A 14,837-nucleotide genomic window follows, 5' to 3' on the forward strand; every position below is an offset into this window, starting at 1 on the left:
TGCTGACGGCCGCTATCGCTGCGATTATTTTCTGTTTCATCGTTTACCTCCTCTTAGTCCTTTTACGAAAACCTGGAGATAGTATGTGTAAACCTGAAAGAATTCATGTAATGGCAACAAAAAAATGAATACGCAATTGTTTCATATAAATGGGTAACGTATAATATTCTGTATATAATTCATTAAATATACAGGAGAATACGATATGAAAATAAAATTATCAATTTTATCCGCAGCGGTGCTGGCCGCAGGCATTACCGCCTTTGTCTGGCAAAAAACAGAGGCCAATGAAAAAACGCAGGCGGATGCCGTGTATGTTTCTCCCGCAGGCAGCGATCAAAATGATGGAACGAAAGAAAAGCCTTTCCGCACATTGAAGCATGCGGCGGAAAAGGCTGAGGCCGGAACAACCGTATTGATACGGGAAGGAACGTACGATGAAACATTTGAGGTCAAGCACAGCGGCACGTCTGAGAAGCCGATTACATTTCAGAACTATGAGAATGAGCATGTCGCCATCAGCGGCAAATCTGCGTCAGACGGCGATTCTGAAACACCATTAATTCAAATCCGCAATAAACAGTACATTACCATTCACGGCATTACGCTTGAAAATCTCTCAGTTTCATCAGAAGATGCGACAGCCATGGGAATCTATGTCACCGGATCAAGCAGTCATATTACCATTGACGGCAACCGCATCCAAAACATTAAAACAACGGCTGATGACGGAAATGCACACGGCATCGCGTTTTACGGCACAGGCGCGATGAAGGATGTCAGCATCACAAATAATACGGTTGAAAAACTGACGCTGGGCGCAAGCGAGGCGGTAGTTCTGAACGGAAATATTGACGGATTTAACATCGCCGGCAATACCATCCGGGACAATAACAATATCGGGATTGACGTAATCGGCTACGAAGGAACGTCCAAAGAAAACGATTATGCGCGAAACGGCGTCATTGAAAACAATACAGTGAGCCATAATTCCTCTTACGGAAATCCCGCCTACGGCAATGAATACTCAGCGGGCGGTATTTACGTTGACGGCGCAGAACATGTGGACATTAGGAAAAACACCGTATACAACAACGATCTCGGCATTGAAGCCACTTCCGAGCATAGAGGGAAATACGCACAAGATATCCGGATTACGGATAACAAGGTGTATAACAATGCTTACACGGGTATTTCAATCGGAGGCTATGACACGAAGCGCGGCGGCACAATCAATTCCGTGATCTCCCATAACATCATGTACCGAAATGACACGAAGAACCTTGACGGCGGCCAGCTGCTGCTGCAGTACGACACAAAAGGGAACACCATCGAAAAAAACATCATGACGGCAAGCCGTTCCCGGATTTTTATCGCAAATGATTTTACGAAAAATGAAAGCAATACCGTTAACCATAACGTCTATCACAAAGAAACAGGAAAAGACGGCATTTGGAATTGGAAAAACAAAGAATACCACTCATTCACAGCTTACCAAAAAGGAACGGCAAACGATTCAAACTCCATTTATGCGGACCCGATGTACCGTGACGAATCGTCTTATGACTTTACATTAAAGCCCGGATCACCAGCCCTGCCCGTCATTCAGTAACGGAACCATCAAAAAAAGCCAGTCTGATAAAGACTGGCTTTTTTTATTTATACACGAAGGAATTTTCGGATGGAAGTCAGGCTTCCCCATACTCCGATAACCGCGCCGATCAGAATGAGCACAAGTGATACTTGGAACACAAACGGACTGTACGGCAGAAGTGAAACAAATGATCCCTGAACTTTTGGGGCCACCCAAGCGACCATCGACTGGTACGTACTGAGCACGAGTGCGATCGGTATGACTGAACCGAATACTCCGAGCAGCAGCCCTTCAAGGAAAAACGGCCAGCGGATAAACCAGTTTGTCGCACCGACAAGCTTCATGATTTCTATCTCTTTTCTTCTTGCGAAAATCGTGATTTTAATCGTATTTGAAATTAAGAACATCGCCGTGAACAGAAGGCCAATGATTAACGCAATCCCGATGTTGCGTGACACGCCGACGATCTTAAACAGACGGCTGACTTCTTCTTTTCCGTATGTCACTTTATACACATGATCAAGCTTCTCAATTTTTTTCGCGACTTTCGGCGTATCATGCGGATCTGTCGTTTTGACGACAAACGCGTTGTTCAGCGGGTTTTCCTGATCTTGCATTTTCATGGCCTTTCCGCTGTCGCCGAAGCTTTTGACCAATTGATCAAGCTCTTTATCTTTAGATGAAAACTCTACGCTTTGGATTCCCGAGATGTCCTTAATCTCATTCTGCAGCGTATCCTGCGTTTTCTTATTCGACGTCAGATCGATTAATACTTTAATCTCCACTTCTTTTTCAGCATTTTTAGCCATGTTGTTTAAGTTCAGCATAATGACTAAAAACACGCCGACCAATATCAATGTAACGGTAACGGCACTGATGGATGCAAAAGTCATCCATGTGTTTCTTCCGAGAGATTTAAAACTCTCACGCAAATGGCGCCCGAGAATTTTAATCATAAGAACCATACTCCCCTCTTGACTCATCACGCACAATAATTCCGTCTTCGATCGCGATGACCCGTTTCTTCATGGTGTTTACTATTTCTTTATTGTGTGTCGCCATCACGACAGTCGTTCCGCGGTTGTTGATCTCTTCCAGCGTCTTCATGACTTCCCATGATGTTACCGGATCAAGGTTGCCCGTCGGTTCGTCAGCTATAACGACGTCAGGATTGTTGACGATGGATCTTGCGATGGAAACACGCTGCTGTTCTCCTCCGGAAAGCTGGTCGGGAAACTGCCGCGCTTTATGCTTCAGCTGCACAAGATCGAGCACTTCAAGCACTCGTTTTTTAATGACTGACTGCTGCTCTCCGATAACCTCAAGCGCAAACGCGACGTTTTCAAATACTGTCAATTTCGGAAGAAGTTTGAAATCTTGGAAAACAACACCTATTTTACGCCGCACGAAAGGAATCTCTTTTTCTTTTACAGCCGCGAGATCTTTATGATTAATCAATATTTGCCCTTTTGTCGGTTTTTCTTCTCTGTAAATCATTTTGATAAAAGTAGATTTACCGGCTCCGCTCGGTCCTACGACATATACAAATTCTCCGGGATGAATCATGACTGACAGCCCGTTAATCGCTTTTACACCGTTCGGATAGGATTTATATACTTCTTTCATCTCTATCATGAAATCACCTAATCTTTTATTTATGTCTTGCAGCCATAGAGTTCGCAACAATACTGCGATTTATGGCCGATTTACCAGGAAACAGATGAAAAATCTGAAAGTTCCTTTTCCTCAGTACACTTCATTATACGTCAAATTTAGACATATTACTATTACAGTTTCTTTTCATTCCCAGGCCGTGAAAAAACCTTGCCCCTCATAACAGGCAAGGTTTTTCTGTTATTTTTTCTGTGACAGCCATTTCGCGATCTTCGCTGCGTCCTCATCACTTACAAGATGGCTCGGCATATTGCCGCGGCCGTTTATAATGATGCTTTCAATTTTAGCTTCATCATACTTCCCGCCGACTTCCTGCAGATTGGGACCGCCGCCGCCTTCTAAGTCTTTTCCGTGGCAGCCGATACAGCTTTGCTGATAAAGCTCTTCTCCTGCTGACGCGGATGCTTTTGATCCGCCTGAGCTGTCAGAGCCTTCTTTTTTTGATTCATTGGATCCGCCGCATGCCGCCAGCAGGACGGACATGGTCAGAACCAGCACTAGCAGCGCCCATTTTGATTTCATGTGTAAGATGCACCCCTTCGCTATTATAACTCCGTTTAGGCGCGTTTGAAACCCTCGCCGAGCACCTCGCTTGCGTCTGCGACAATGACAAAAGCTGACTCATCAATTTGTTTGACGATTTGTTTCAGTTTTGTGAATTCGGTCTGGCCGACGACACACATTAAAATCGGCCGGTCATGTTCCGTATACCCGCCGACTGCGGAAATCTTCGTCACACCCCTGTCGATTTGCGTAAACACAGCCGACCTGACGGCTTCTTCATGCTGCGTAATGATTAAAGCCATTTTGGAGCGGTTGAACCCGACCTGCACGACATCAATCGTTTTGCTTGAAATAAATACCCCGAGCATCGCATACAGTCCCTGTTCCACTCCGAAAACGAGCATCGCGCTCAGCACAATTAATCCGTCCATGATGGCAAGACACGTCCCTAACGAAAGCCCCGTGTATTTGTGAATGATCTGCGCCGCCAGAGCCGTTCCCCCCGTGGAGCCTTTGCCGAGATAAACGATGCCGATACCCGTACCGATCCCCACGCCTCCGAAAATCGCCGCCAGCAATTCATGGGTCGTCGCGGCAGGCAGATCTCTTGTTAAAAAGACGGCAAGCGGCAGAACGATGGAACCGACAAGCGTCTTCATTCCGAATTTCCCGCCGAGAATGATCACTCCGGCGATAAACAAAGGAATGTTAATAATCCACTGCACGTAAGCCGGTTCAAAACCAAATGTTTCTAAAATGGTGCTGATTCCGCTTACTCCTCCCGCTGCTATACGGTTCGGCAGCAAAAATACGTTAAACACGACCCCTGTAATCGCCGCGCCGATCATGATATATATATAATCTTTGATCAGACGGAGCGGCTTATTGTGATTCACATCCATGCAAAATCCTCCGTTCTCCGATTTTCTCTCGATAGCATTTTAAGTCTTCCCGGCTTAGAAGTAAATAACAGCCAAATACCGTATTAATTTGCTAAAGCGCTATTGTGAAAAACGGAGAAAGAGAAGTGATAAAAAAAAACACACCTTGCCATTGGCAGGTGTGTTCCCGGATTATGACAGTTTGGAGCGTAAATAGGCATCAATAAAGATATCAATATCTCCGTCCATAACCGCCTGCACGTTCCCCATTTCCGTATTGGTCCGGTGATCTTTCACCATGGAGTACGGATGGAATACGTACGAGCGGATTTGGCTGCCCCAGCCGATTTCTTTCTGTTCGCCGCGGATTTCGTCAAGCTCCGCCTGCTGTTCTTCAATTCTGCGCTGATACAGCTTCGCTTTGAGCATTTTCATCGCTCTGTCGCGGTTTTTGATTTGTGAACGTTCCGTTTGGCATGTGACGACTACATTTGTCGGCAGGTGGGTGATCCGAACGGCTGAATCAGTCGTATTGACGTGCTGTCCGCCGGCACCGCTTGCCCGGTACGTATCAACTTTAATGTCTTCGGTCCGGATTTCGATATCGATTTCTTCATTGAATTCAGGCATGACTTCACATGACACGAATGACGTGTGACGGCGGCCTGATGAATCAAATGGAGAAATCCGAACGAGACGGTGTACGCCTTTTTCCGCTTTTAAATAGCCGTATGCATTGTGGCCTTTAATAAGCAGTGTGACCGACTTAATTCCGGCTTCATCCCCAGGCAGATAATCAAGTGTTTCAACTTTGCATCCGCGTCTTTCCGCCCAGCGGGTATACATTCTGAGCAGCATGGAACCCCAGTCTTGGGATTCCGTACCGCCGGCTCCCGGATGAAGCTCTAAAATCGCGTTATTTTTGTCATATGGTTCACTGAGCAGCAGCTGAAGCTCAAATTCATTCAATTCCTTCGTTAATGACTTCAGCTCTTTCTCAAGCTCCTGCTGAAGTTCCTGATCAGGTTCTTCTTTTAAAAGCTCATATGTCATTTGCAGCTCTTCGTGAGACTCGCTCAGCTGATGATAGGAGTTCACGTAGTCTTTCAGACCGTTCGCTTCATTGATGACGGTTTGGGCCTTCTGCTGGTCATTCCAGAATTCCGGTTCCGCCATCTGTTCATCTAATTCTGCAATGCGGGCTTCCTTTGATTCGAGGTCAAAGAGACCCCCTGAAGTCCGCTAAACGAGAAGCCATATTTTCGAGCTCTGCCCTGATTTCTGATAATTCCATTCCATTCACCTCATTAAAAGATCCGGGGCGTCATAAGACGCAGACCCGGTCATGTTCGCTTCCTGCAGTCGTGACTATTCTGTCCGGCCGCAGCAATTTTTATATTTTTTTCCGCTTCCGCAATGGCAAGGCGCGTTGCGTCCGATATCTACAACTTTGCGCACCGGCGCTTTTTTCGCTTGTTTGGCTTCATCGCCGTCCTGCTGCTGATGAGCCGTCGTTTGGCCCTGAACAACTTCTTCGCGTTCCAGATTGCTTTCAATCTCAGCCTTCATGACGAACTTTGCGACCTCGTCCTCAATGGACTCAATCATGTGCTCAAACATTGCGAAACCTTCCATTTGGTATTCACGCAGCGGATTTGTCTGCGCATAAGCGCGAAGGTGAATCCCTTGACGCAGCTGATCCATCGCATCAATATGATCCATCCATTTTGAATCGACGGCACGCAATACGATTACTTTTTCAAATTCACGCATCTGCTCTGCGCCGAAATTCTCTTCTTTTTCATTATATTTCGTCATGATGCGGTCCATGATCATCTCATGCATTTCATCAGGTTCTTTCCCAAAGATATCGCTCTTTTCAAGCGCGCCTTCATCAAGATACGTTGTATTGACCAGCTCCACGAGTCCGTCAAGATTCCATTCTTCCGGAAGCTCCTCGCTCGGTGTATAAGCGGCAATCGCACGCTCCAGAGAAGACTTGATCATGCCTTCCACAATGTCACGCAGGTTTTCAGAATCAATGACTTCAAAACGCTGCTTGTAAATGACTTCGCGCTGCTGACGGAGCACGTCGTCATATTGAAGAAGCTGTTTACGTGAATCGAAGTTGTTTCCTTCGACACGTTTTTGAGACGATTCCACGGCGCGGGACACCATTTTGCTCTGAATCGGCGTGGAGTCATCCATACCGAACCGGTCAAGCATCGCCATCGTCCGTTCAGCTCCGAAACGGCGCATCAATTCATCTTCCATTGAAAGATAAAATTGTGTGATGCCCGGATCTCCCTGACGTCCTGAACGTCCGCGGAGCTGGTTGTCAATCCGGCGGGATTCGTGGCGTTCCGTACCGACGACTGCAAGGCCGCCAAGCTCTTTTACGCCTTCACCGAGTTTAATGTCGGTTCCGCGTCCTGCCATGTTGGTCGCAATCGTGACAGCGCCTTTTTGTCCCGCTTCTTCAATGATCTGAGCTTCACGCTCATGGTTTTTCGCGTTCAGCACCTGATGCGGAATACCTTTGTTTTTCAGAAGTTTTGAAATCAATTCAGACGTTTCAACGGCAACCGTACCGACAAGAACAGGCTGTCCGGTCATGTAGCGCTGGGCGACATCCTCCGCCACCGCCTTGAATTTCCCTTCCATTGAGCGATAGATCAAGTCCGGACGGTCGTCACGGATGACAGGCTGGTTGGTCGGGATGGATACAACCTGCATGTTATAAATATTGCGGAATTCTTCCTCTTCCGTTTTTGCGGTACCGGTCATACCGGCCAGCTTTTCGTACATACGGAAATAGTTTTGGAACGTAATCGTCGCCAAAGTCATGCTTTCATTTTGAATCTCCAGGCCTTCTTTCGCCTCAATCGCCTGGTGAAGGCCTTCACTGTAGCGGCGTCCTTTCATCAGACGGCCGGTGAAGGAATCAACGATGACGACCTGGCCGTCCTCAACAACATAATCCACATCTTTCTGCATTGCCGCATGGGCTTTTAAAGCCTGGTTGATATGGTGGTTTAAGGCGACGTTTTTGACATCGAACAGGTTGTCGATGCCGAACGCTTTTTCAGCCTTCGTCATTCCTTCTTCCGTCAGCTGAACGCCCTTCGTTTTGACGTCATACGTATAATCCTGATCCTTCTTGAGTGTGCGGACAAACGCATTTGCCTGCACGTACAGTTTTGTGGACTTCTGAGCTTGTCCGGAAATAATTAATGGCGTTCTCGCTTCATCGACTAAAATTGAATCGACTTCATCAATAACGGCAAAATGAAGCGGACGCTGCACCATTTGTTCTTTATAAAGCACCATATTGTCACGCAAATAATCAAAGCCGAGCTCATTATTCGTGGAATACGTGATATCGGCTGCGTAAGCTTCGCGTTTTTCGTCTTTTGACATCGAATTCAGGTTCAGGCCGACCGTAAGCCCGAGAAACGTAAAAATTTCTCCCATTTGCTCAGCATCACGGCTTGCCAGATATTCGTTGACTGTTACGACGTGAACGCCTTTTCCCATCAAAGCATTTAAATATACGGGAAGCGTGGACGTCAGCGTTTTCCCTTCCCCTGTTTTCATTTCGGCGATATTCCCCTCATGAAGGGCAAGGCCCCCCATCAGCTGCACTTTAAACGGGAACATGCCGGTTACACGGCGGGAAGCTTCACGAACGACGGCAAAAGCTTCGACAAGAAGGTCATCCGTCGTTTCTCCTTTTTCAAGCCGCTCTCTGAATTCTTCCGTTTTATGTTTAAGTGCATCGTCAGAGAGATTTTCATAATCTCCTTTTACAGCATCAATGTCATTTGCTATTTTTTCGTATTTGTTCAGCGCACGTTTGGTCGGATCAAACATTTTATTTAAAATCCCAAGCATCTATAACGCTCCTCTATGTTCACATGCAAATTTCGCATGGAATAAATGATAATTTTCTGTCCATGTATACCTCTCATTATCATAACATACCTTTTGTTATTTCCAAAGAATTTGCAGATAAAGATAGAGAAAAACCTTCCGCGCGTTCACGGAAGGCTGGATGGGTTTATTCAGTCGGTTCAATTAATCCGTATTTGCCGTCATTTCTGCGGTAAACGACATTTGTGAGATTCGTCTCGGCATTGGTGAATACGAAGAAATTATGTCCGAGCATATTCATTTGGAGAATCGCTTCTTCATTATCCATCGGTTTTAAATTAAAACGCTTTTGGCGGACAATTTCCGGGCTGTCATCTTCAATTTCATCCTGAACCGCTACGTTCGTGTCAGCGGCGCTCCCGTTCTCGAAGTAATGTTTCGGCAGACCCTGCTCACGGAATTTCCGGTTGACCTTTGTTTTATGCTTTCGGATTTGACGTTCCAGCTTGTTTGTTGCGAGATCAATTGCATTGTACATATCCTCGTTATGCACTTCGGAACGAAGCGCCAGATCAGTCATCGGAATGGTGACTTCAACTTTTGATTCCTTATCATTATAGAATTTTAAGTTGACGTTCACATCGGCATTGACGCTCTGCTCGAAATATCGTTCCAGCTTGCCGATTTTTCTCTCCACATGATCCTTTAACGCAGGTGTAACCTCAATGTTTTCTCCTCTGATATTGTAGTTCATCAAAGAACGCCTCCCTTTATCTAAGGATATGTATCTATTTCTCTTTTACCCCTTCTGATCCCTGCTGAAACGTTAAAATAATGTGTAAAATCAGTGAACGATGACGAATGGTGTCAGCTTTTTATCCGGCAGCTTCCGGCAGGATTAAAGTATATGCAAAGAACGCAGGCAAAAGACCTGCCGCTTGCAGCAGGTCTAGTGAAGAACATACGGTTTGATGCAGTCGTGCGTCTGCTCCATCCACAGCTTATAATGCGGCAGAAAGATGGTCTTTAAAAACTCCTGAAACGGAGCGGACGGGAAATCATAATCATTTAACATGCTGAAATTCTGAAAAATCTCGTCAAATGACCGAATCGCAGTCTCCACGCATTGGCACTCAACGATAGACAAAATAAGCGCATGAGAGGAGTCGAGATGAAAAAAAGCCTGAATCAAATCGTTGTAAATCCGTTCGCCCTCCGTCTTAAAAAAATCATCCTGCGTATCCAATAGGTAGCAAAGCCCCTCATCAATCGTAAAAAGAAGCTGGTAGTATGCTGACACCAAATGGTAATCGTTCAAACTTCTCAAAACACTCACCTATTTGCGTTTGTCGTAATAACGGCCGTCACTTGTCGTTTGATGATACGGATTAAAATACGTATTATGGTACACCCGTTTTTTCTTGAGTGTTTTTATTTCATTTCGGATGCCGTCCTGGATCCGTTTCACTTCTCCGGCAATCAGGCGGTCAAGCTCGGTCACCTGCTGAAGCAGCGTTTGTTCTTCTTCGGAAAAAGGCGGTTTTATGCCCGCAAGCATCTCCTCCCTTTTCTCCGTAAATGCCGTAACGCTGCTGATGAGACCGTCGCTTTCCGGTGCATCCTTCAGTTCGGCGTACATGTTCTTCGTTTCGTTATACAAAGAAAAGACATTCCTGTTCATCAGGCAAGGCCGCCCGCGCCATGGCTGTTTTTCCGTTCGCTCTGCATGGCCTGCTTCCACGTATCGCGAAATTCAGTAACGAGCTTTTCCGCTTCATCTAAAAATCCTTCGTTATTCTGCACGTTCGCTTCAATCAGGCGGCGGCGGATGTAATCATAGATTGACGACATCTGATCGGAAATCTCAATCTCCCTGTTTAACGTGATGCTGAGCTCTTGAATGATGTTTTGCGCCTTTACGATATTTTCATTTTTGGCTTCAGGGTTGTTTTGCTTCATGGCCTGCCTGCCCAGCTTAATGAATCGCAGGCAGCCGTTATAAAGCATAAGGGTCAGCTCTTCCGGAGCGGCTGTAAAGACGGATGTCTGCTGATAAGCAGCAAAAGGATTATTTATTGCCATTTTTGTGAAACCTCCAAGATTATGATGTTGAAGATCCTAACATTGACATGAGATATGAAGATTGGCTGTTCAATTTCTCCAATGCCGTATCCAACGCGCTGAACTTTTTATAATATCTTGTTTCGATGTCATCCAGCTTCGTTTTCATATTAGTAATATTTGTTTCTACTTCGTTCAGGCTTTTTCCGATGGCAAAGCTGGTTGATACCGAGCTTTCCGTGCCCGCTTGTTTTGAAATTTGAGTCTGCATTTTGTTTAATGTGTCTTTTAATCTCCGGGCAATCCCCTGCTCTTCCGGGTTTTTGGTTTTCGCTGTATCAGGGCTGTCCGCATTAAACAGCTTAGCCACGAGAGACGGATTCTCGGTAATTTTCTGTTTCAGTTTCGCTTCATCTTTAATGACAAGCTTTCCTTGATCGGCGTAGTTATCAGACGTTTCAATTCCAAAATCCGCGAGCTGATATTTTTTTCCGTCAATCGTAACCGTTGAGTACAGATCAATCCGCATTTCCGCCAAACCGTTCTGCAGCGTGCTGTCGCTCCGTAATAAACCGCTTTTGGCTTTAGCCTCCCACTGCTCAACCTGCTTATCGGTCATCGCTTCTCTTTGTTCATCGGTTAACGGCGTATAATCCCGGTATTTTGATTCCGTCACCTTCGCGTTTACGTTTTTAATTAACGTGTTGTATTTATCAACAAAATCTTTAATGTTGTTAAAAATGCCGTCCGTATCAGTCGTGCTGTTAATCGTAACCGTTTTATTGCTATCCGTCACGCTGTTCAGCGTATATTTAATGCCGTTGATCGTAAAGTTATTTGACGTTTTGGTCATTTCAAGGCCGTTGAATGTAAACTTCGCGTTTTTCCCTTCGGCATTGGCCGTCAGTTTATTTGTCGCATCATCAACGGCAAAACCGAGCTGATCTTTCAGAAAGCTTTTGGTTGCGTCATCGCCTGCGGCAAGGGTAAACCCTTCCCCCGTTTTATTGGAAGTGAACGCAATCGTGTCCGCATAATCCGTGCCATTGGAAATTTTCTCTTTTAAAGCCGTCACCCCGAGGCCCGAGCTGTTCAGTTTGGAAATCACATCGTCAATCGTATCAGTCGCGGCGATCGTGACGTTTACCTCAGTCGGCTTCGTGTCACCCGGATTTGTGACATTGAATTTCAATGTTTGGCTCTGGCCTGAAGTGAAATTGATGGAGCCTGAGGATTTATACGTCGTCGGCGTGGCCAGCTGCTGAACGGACATGCTTGTTGAAATATTTTGCTCAGCACTGACGGCCACCGCGCTGACACTGGAATCCGAACTTGTTACTGTTTTTTTATTCCAGTTTGTGGACATCAGCATATTATTAAATGTAGTGGAATACATGTCGGTAATCTGGGTATTCATTTCCCGATAAGCATCACGCTTCCATTCAAGCGTCTGCTTTTTCTGGTTCAATTTATTAAGCGGCTGCTTTTCGGCATCCATCAGTTTTTTCACCAGAGAATCTACATCAAGACCGGAATTTAGGCCTGTGATTCTTGTGACCATATGTACCCTCTCCTTTTCGGCGTTTAGTCGTAGACGGCTCTATGACAACAGTGAGTTTCCGACTGTTTATCATATCGCAGCTCCATAAATGTATGATCTTATTCTTATATCGGTCATATTAAAAGGTTTTCAATATTTTAACTGAAATTATAATGTTTCATTTTGTCAATAGGGATTCCTTGGCATGATGAGGGGAAAAGCTGAGGAAATAAAAAAAGACCCTGGAGAACCAGGATCTTTCCGTCATTAACCTTTAAGCAATTGAAGAACTTGCTGAGGCTGTTGGTTAGCTTGCGCAAGCATAGCTTGAGAAGCCTGAGTAAGGATGTTGTTTTTCGTGTACTCCATCATCTCAGAAGCCATGTCTACGTCACGGATACGTGATTCAGCAGATGTCAGGTTCTCAGAAGAAGTACCAAGGTTGTTGATTGTGTGCTCTAAACGGTTTTGAACCGCACCAAGTTTAGCGCGCTCGCTAGATACTGTGTCGATAGCTGTTTTGATTGTTGTAAGAGCTGAAGACGCAGCTTTAGCAGAAGATGAGATGTCGATACCTTTTGTTACTTTAGAATCTGCAGTCAAAGCACTGTCAGCTTGATAAACTAATTTATCAGTAGCATCATAGTAGCCATTCGGTCCTTTAGAACCGTCAGTTACAAGTGTTGCTTCATTTCCATCTTTGTCTGTAATTTTAGATCCGTCAGCATTTACTGTATAAGTCGTACCGACTTTCAGGCTTTCAGAGTCCATTTTATTGATAGACAGGCTCATTGTTTGGCCTTCATTAGCTCCGATTTGGAACGTAAGGTTTTTCGCAGTTCCGTCAAGAAGTTTTTTCGTGTTGAACTCAGTGTCAGTAGAGATTCTTGTTACTTCAGACGCTAATTGGTCCATCTCTTTTTGAAGCTCAGAACGGTCAGAATCTGTGTTTGTATCGTTAGCCGCTTGTGTAGCAAGCTCGCTCATACGCTGAAGAATGCTGTGAGTTTCGTTCAATGCACCCTCAGATGTTTGGATAAGAGAGATTCCGTCTTGAGCGTTTTTAGACGCCATGTCTAAACCGCGGATTTGAGAACGCATTTTTTCAGAGATCGCAAGACCCGCAGCGTCATCACCAGCGCGGTTGATGCGAAGACCTGAAGATAATTTTTCCATGTTTTTTGCAGCAGAGTTTGAACCTGCATTCAGCTGACGGCTAGTGTTAAGAGCCGCGATATTGTGGTTGATTCTCATTTTGTATTTCCTCCCTGAATTGTTTTTCGCACGTCCTTGTGCATTTTTCGCAGCGTCATTCTGAAGAAAATTTTTCCTCTCATTGGCTACACTATATATATCGGACGGCCGCTTCTATTGTTTATATGAAAATAAAAAAATCCTCACTTTTTTTGTGAGGATAAATTAAGTAATAAATCGGTATTAAAAGATACGGCTCTGTTGTTCTCTTCCAGGATCGACAAGTATATTTCTTTCCGGTGAATATCCACATGCTGAGGCGCTTCAATTCCCAGCTTCACTTGCTCTCCTTCAATCGCAATCACCTTGATTTCAATATCGGGTCCGATCTGAATTGACTCATTCACTTTTCTTGAGAGAACTAGCATGATCCTCCTCCTATCAGATGTTTTGTTTCATAGGAAGCATCATGTAAAATGATTTGTTTCGCCTTCATTTCCTTTTTATTGACGATAATCGGCGCTTTTAAATTGGCGGTCGTGTTTTCAAAAGGCTCTTCCAGCGTTAAAATCGCCATAACCTCGACGTCCTCTATATCTTCAATATGCAAAAGCTCAAGCGTCGCATGGTCAATGTCAAATTCGTACCCTTTAAAGAAAATAAACGGACTGGCGACAATAAAGGCGATGTGCTCCTGTTTGACAGATTGCAGCGCCAAAAACGGTGAATCTTCCGACAAAGGAAGAACAACAAATTGAGTCTCGTCATTAAATCCCGGCAGGCCGTTTTCAAATGAGATAATCTGCCCTTCGTCTATTCTGATTTCTCCGTGATATTTTGTTTTAATAATCATGCTTCACAATCCTTTACCACTTTCATCTTTTATTCTGTGTTACCATCGTCAACCGAAATCGTCACCTTAGGGTCTTGCATCATATCAATCTGAACTTTCCCCGGCGTGTAATTCCATACCGGTTTGTGGGCGGCTGCTTCAATTGAAGGTTTGCGGGCCTCTATATCAACCGTAAGCTTTGAAGGAATGCAGTCAATGTCGACGAGAAACTGCGCAGGCAGAAAGTCACTGAATTCGCCGAATGGATCGGGCGGCCTGACATCCGCTGCCTGCCGGGCCATCACATTGCCGGTTTTCTTTTCGATAGCCGCCATTTCCTTCCCTTCTCTGACTGTTTTTGCAATAAACTCACTGCAGGCTTCCGCTCCTTTCTGGGCGGCTTCCGCGTTCAGCTTTTCAAATGATTTGAGATTCAAGTTCTCCCAAGCCCTCGTCTGATCAATCGTCAGTTTGGCCGGCGTGCTTTCAATGCTCAGCTCTGCCGGCGGCTGTTCGATTTCCAGGTCAGCGGGCGGCTGTTCCATCTCGATTTCTTCCTTCTGAAAGGTAATACCGATTTTAGCAGGCACACTGTCAATAATCAATCTCGGCATCTGCATAGAAATCCCTCCTCTTTAGAGTGTTCTAGTAAAAAAAGCGATCTCCCTGTGTGAGTCGCTTTTT

At 45.2% G+C, this 14,837-nt stretch carries 16 protein-coding genes; 1 reads left to right on the top strand and 15 read right to left on the bottom strand.

All coding sequences use genetic code 11. The features are described from left to right. The first annotated feature begins 205 nt into the window (after positions 1-205). Entirely contained in the window at positions 206-1,612 is a 1,407-nt protein-coding gene (locus tag QRX25_RS17065) for a right-handed parallel beta-helix repeat-containing protein (protein ID WP_212099476.1), read from the top strand. A gap of 47 nt (positions 1,613-1,659) precedes the next feature. Here QRX25_RS17065 and ftsX read toward each other — a convergent pair whose 3' ends face one another. From ftsX to QRX25_RS17140, 15 genes are all read right to left on the bottom strand, one after another. Continuing rightward, the gene (ftsX, locus tag QRX25_RS17070; RefSeq protein WP_065982929.1) at positions 1,660-2,550 is read right to left on the bottom strand and encodes a permease-like cell division protein FtsX; all 891 of its coding nucleotides are present in this window, start codon (positions 2,548-2,550) and stop codon (positions 1,660-1,662) included. Continuing rightward, on the bottom strand, positions 2,543-3,229 hold the full coding sequence (gene ftsE / locus QRX25_RS17075; protein WP_003151418.1) for a cell division ATP-binding protein FtsE: 687 nt from the start codon (positions 3,227-3,229) through the stop codon (positions 2,543-2,545). The genes ftsX and ftsE overlap by 8 nt, the downstream gene beginning before the upstream one ends. A 219-nt stretch (positions 3,230-3,448) precedes the next feature. Continuing rightward, positions 3,449-3,790 (bottom strand): cytochrome c551, encoded by a 342-nt coding sequence (cccB, locus tag QRX25_RS17080; RefSeq protein ID WP_065982442.1) that lies wholly within the window; start codon positions 3,788-3,790, stop codon positions 3,449-3,451. A 35-nt stretch (positions 3,791-3,825) separates the two neighbouring features. After that, a complete protein-coding gene (locus tag QRX25_RS17085; RefSeq protein ID WP_013353768.1) occupies positions 3,826-4,674 on the bottom strand; it encodes a YitT family protein in 849 nt (282 codons plus the stop codon). A 171-nt stretch (positions 4,675-4,845) separates the two neighbouring features. After that, positions 4,846-5,947 (bottom strand): peptide chain release factor 2 gene (prfB, locus tag QRX25_RS17090; RefSeq protein ID WP_115996803.1). Its coding sequence is split into 2 segments (ribosomal slippage): positions 4,846-5,874 and positions 5,876-5,947, totalling 1,101 coding nucleotides; the frame shifts between segments, so codons are not numbered across the junction. A gap of 74 nt (positions 5,948-6,021) precedes the next feature. Continuing rightward, positions 6,022-8,547, bottom strand: coding sequence for a preprotein translocase subunit SecA (secA, locus tag QRX25_RS17095; protein ID WP_212099478.1), 2,526 nt, complete (start codon positions 8,545-8,547; stop codon positions 6,022-6,024). Positions 8,548-8,713: 166 nt separating this feature from the next. Further along, entirely contained in the window at positions 8,714-9,280 is a 567-nt protein-coding gene (gene hpf, locus QRX25_RS17100) for a ribosome hibernation-promoting factor, HPF/YfiA family (protein WP_016937784.1), read from the bottom strand. A 195-nt stretch (positions 9,281-9,475) separates the two neighbouring features. Beyond that, positions 9,476-9,853: a DUF8042 domain-containing protein gene (locus tag QRX25_RS17105; RefSeq protein ID WP_115996798.1), complete on the bottom strand. Its 378-nt coding sequence runs from the start codon at positions 9,851-9,853 to the stop codon at positions 9,476-9,478. A gap of 9 nt (positions 9,854-9,862) precedes the next feature. Beyond that, positions 9,863-10,207: a flagellar protein FliT gene (fliT, locus tag QRX25_RS17110; RefSeq protein WP_212099480.1), complete on the bottom strand. Its 345-nt coding sequence runs from the start codon at positions 10,205-10,207 to the stop codon at positions 9,863-9,865. Beyond that, entirely contained in the window at positions 10,207-10,608 is a 402-nt protein-coding gene (gene fliS / locus QRX25_RS17115) for a flagellar export chaperone FliS (protein ID WP_212099482.1), read from the bottom strand. Before fliS ends, fliT begins: the two co-directional genes overlap by 1 nt. A gap of 19 nt (positions 10,609-10,627) precedes the next feature. Next, positions 10,628-12,148 carry a flagellar hook-associated protein 2 gene (locus QRX25_RS17120; protein ID WP_065982446.1) on the bottom strand — a complete coding sequence of 507 codons (1,521 nt, stop codon included), beginning with the start codon at positions 12,146-12,148 and terminating at the stop codon, positions 10,628-10,630. A gap of 246 nt (positions 12,149-12,394) precedes the next feature. Next, positions 12,395-13,381: a flagellin N-terminal helical domain-containing protein gene (locus tag QRX25_RS17125; RefSeq protein ID WP_065982447.1), complete on the bottom strand. Its 987-nt coding sequence runs from the start codon at positions 13,379-13,381 to the stop codon at positions 12,395-12,397. Between the two features lie 143 nt (positions 13,382-13,524). After that, positions 13,525-13,749 carry a carbon storage regulator CsrA gene (csrA, locus tag QRX25_RS17130; RefSeq protein WP_003151402.1) on the bottom strand — a complete coding sequence of 75 codons (225 nt, stop codon included), beginning with the start codon at positions 13,747-13,749 and terminating at the stop codon, positions 13,525-13,527. Beyond that, positions 13,743-14,174, bottom strand: a complete 432-nt coding sequence (gene fliW, locus QRX25_RS17135; RefSeq protein ID WP_007407475.1) for a flagellar assembly protein FliW — start codon at positions 14,172-14,174, stop codon at positions 13,743-13,745. Before fliW ends, csrA begins: the two co-directional genes overlap by 7 nt. Positions 14,175-14,203: 29 nt before the next feature. Beyond that, positions 14,204-14,773: a DUF6470 family protein gene (locus QRX25_RS17140; RefSeq protein WP_115996791.1), complete on the bottom strand. Its 570-nt coding sequence runs from the start codon at positions 14,771-14,773 to the stop codon at positions 14,204-14,206. Positions 14,774-14,837 lie beyond the last annotated feature (64 nt).

This window comes from Bacillus sp. L381, assembly GCF_030284525.1.
In the GTDB taxonomy this organism is placed as follows: domain Bacteria; phylum Bacillota; class Bacilli; order Bacillales; family Bacillaceae; genus Bacillus; species Bacillus amyloliquefaciens.

What these genes read in the sequence shown, in the direction of transcription:
- QRX25_RS17065 (WP_212099476.1), top strand. Translation starts at nt 206, where the DNA reads ATGAAAATAAAATTATCAATTTTATCCGCAGCGGTGCTGGCCGCAGGC.
- ftsX (WP_065982929.1), bottom strand. Translation starts at nt 2,550, where the DNA reads ATGATTAAAATTCTCGGGCGCCATTTGCGTGAGAGTTTTAAATCTCTC.
- ftsE (WP_003151418.1), bottom strand. Translation starts at nt 3,229, where the DNA reads ATGATAGAGATGAAAGAAGTATATAAATCCTATCCGAACGGTGTAAAA.
- cccB (WP_065982442.1), bottom strand. Translation starts at nt 3,790, where the DNA reads ATGAAATCAAAATGGGCGCTGCTAGTGCTGGTTCTGACCATGTCCGTC.
- QRX25_RS17085 (WP_013353768.1), bottom strand. Translation starts at nt 4,674, where the DNA reads ATGGATGTGAATCACAATAAGCCGCTCCGTCTGATCAAAGATTATATA.
- secA (WP_212099478.1), bottom strand. Translation starts at nt 8,547, where the DNA reads ATGCTTGGGATTTTAAATAAAATGTTTGATCCGACCAAACGTGCGCTG.
- hpf (WP_016937784.1), bottom strand. Translation starts at nt 9,280, where the DNA reads ATGAACTACAATATCAGAGGAGAAAACATTGAGGTTACACCTGCGTTA.
- fliT (WP_212099480.1), bottom strand. Translation starts at nt 10,207, where the DNA reads ATGAACAGGAATGTCTTTTCTTTGTATAACGAAACGAAGAACATGTAC.
- fliS (WP_212099482.1), bottom strand. Translation starts at nt 10,608, where the DNA reads ATGGCAATAAATAATCCTTTTGCTGCTTATCAGCAGACATCCGTCTTT.
- QRX25_RS17120 (WP_065982446.1), bottom strand. Translation starts at nt 12,148, where the DNA reads ATGGTCACAAGAATCACAGGCCTAAATTCCGGTCTTGATGTAGATTCT.
- QRX25_RS17125 (WP_065982447.1), bottom strand. Translation starts at nt 13,381, where the DNA reads ATGAGAATCAACCACAATATCGCGGCTCTTAACACTAGCCGTCAGCTG.
- csrA (WP_003151402.1), bottom strand. Translation starts at nt 13,749, where the DNA reads ATGCTAGTTCTCTCAAGAAAAGTGAATGAGTCAATTCAGATCGGACCC.
- fliW (WP_007407475.1), bottom strand. Translation starts at nt 14,174, where the DNA reads ATGATTATTAAAACAAAATATCACGGAGAAATCAGAATAGACGAAGGG.
- QRX25_RS17140 (WP_115996791.1), bottom strand. Translation starts at nt 14,773, where the DNA reads ATGCAGATGCCGAGATTGATTATTGACAGTGTGCCTGCTAAAATCGGT.